Source organism: Saccharopolyspora sp., assembly GCF_017434145.1.
In the GTDB taxonomy this organism is placed as follows: domain Bacteria; phylum Actinomycetota; class Actinomycetes; order Mycobacteriales; family Pseudonocardiaceae; genus Saccharopolyspora_C; species Saccharopolyspora_C galaxeae.
On sequence record NZ_JAFRFW010000484.1, the window covers coordinates 1 to 1,754 of the forward strand.

Annotated in this window: 1 protein-coding gene; it reads right to left on the bottom strand. The window is 72.7% G+C overall.

Features of this window, described 5'->3' with window-relative positions:
* The coding region (locus IJH84_RS13495) for a DEDD exonuclease domain-containing protein (RefSeq protein WP_295144790.1) at positions 1-1,472 on the bottom strand (1,472 nt) is incomplete at its 3' end.
* Positions 1,473-1,754: the final 282 nt, after the last annotated feature.

The window sequence follows — 1,754 nt, forward strand, 5'->3', positions numbered from 1 at the left end:
ATCGGTGGCGTCCCGCGCCGCGCGTGGCCCGCCGCGGCGAGCCTGCCGTGCCGGATCACGGCCAGGTGCCAGCCACCTGATCCGTCCGGGCGCGCGCCGATCAGCTCGGCGACCGCTGCCAGCGCCGCCCAGCGTTGTGCCTGGTCCAGCGCGCGCACCAGCCCGGCCAGCCGGTCCCGCGCGCCTGCCGCGTCCTCGAAGCGCTGCTCGACCGAGAGCTGGGTGAGCTCGTCGCGCAACCGCTCCAGGACGCCGTCGCCGCGGCCCTCGACGACCTCGCGCACCGAGATCACTTCCGGCGCGTACTCGTCGACGCTCTGGTATCCCGCGCACGGTGCGGCGCAGCGGCCGAGCTCGTGAACGGCGCAGGGCCGCCCGCTCGGGTTCCTCGCCGGAATGCGGTCGGTGCAGCGGCGCAGCATCGTCGCCGACTGCAACGCTTCCACGGCCTCGCCCGCCGCTGCCCGGGAGCGGAACGGCCCCAGGGCACCTTCGCGAGCGATGCGCACGATCGACAACCGGGGGAACGGCTCGTCCGTGAGCACCACCCACCAGGCGCGTTTGGGAAACTTCGAGCGCCGGTTGTAGCGCGGCTGGTGCGCGCCGAGCAGCCGTTGCTCCCGCACCTCCGCTTCCAGCGGGTGCGCGCAGGTGACGTGATCGACCCGGTCGGCGAGCCCGACCATCTCCTTGATCCGCCCGCGGCGTTCGCCCGCGGTGAAGTATTGGCGCACCCGGCGGCGCAGATCGGTGGCCGTGCCGATGTAGAGCACTTCGTCGTTCGGGCCCCGGAACAGGTACACGCCGGGCGCGTTCGGCAGCTCGTCGGCGAGTCCGCGCTTGCGCCGCTGCTGCGGCGTCACGTCCGGCAAGTGCTCCAGCAACTCCCGGACCGAGCGAACGCCGAACGGTCCGAGCCGTTCCAGCAGCGAGTGCAGCACGTCCACGGTGGCGCGAGCGTCGTCCAACGCCCGGTGCACCGGTGTGGTGCGGGCGTGCAGCACGCGGGCGAGGGTGCCGAGCTTGTGGTTCGGCGTCTCGTCCTTGGTCAGCACCCGGCGGGCGAGCTTGGCGGTGCACAGCACCTGCGGTTTCGGCCAGTCCAGTCCGAGCTGGGCGCATTGCGCCTTGAGGAACCCCACGTCGAACGGGGCGTTGTGCGCGACCAGGACCGCGCCGTTGCTGAATTCCAGGAATGCGGGCAGCACCGAGTCGAAGCGCGGCGCGCCGTGCACCATCGCGTCGGTGATGCCGGTGATCGAGACCACCGCGGGCGGGATCTCCTGGCCGGGATCCACCAGCGTGCTGAACTCGCCGAGCACTTCGCCGCCGCGGACCTTCACCGCGCCGATCTCGGTGACCGCGTCCCGCTGGGCGCTGCCGCCGGTGGTCTCCAGGTCGACGATCACGAACGTCGCCAGGTGCAGCGGGAGATCGTCGTCGAGCTCGTCGAAGGTCAGCTGGCCGGTCATCGGCGGGCACGCTACGGGCGGCCACCGACAACCGCCGGATCGGGTGATCGTGGGGCGGCCGACTAGCCTGGGAGCGTGGTTTCGCCTTCGCCGGGTGCCGATGATCCGCGCCCTGATGAGTCCGCAGTGGACGGTCCGCTGCAGGATGCCGACGACGCGCGGGAGGCGGCGGAGTCCTGTCCCGGTGAGCAGCCGGAACTGCCCGCTCCGGTGCGCTCGCGGCTGGCGGAGATCGCCGGGGAAGCCCTCGACGGCATCCGGCCCGCGGACGTGCCCGCCCCG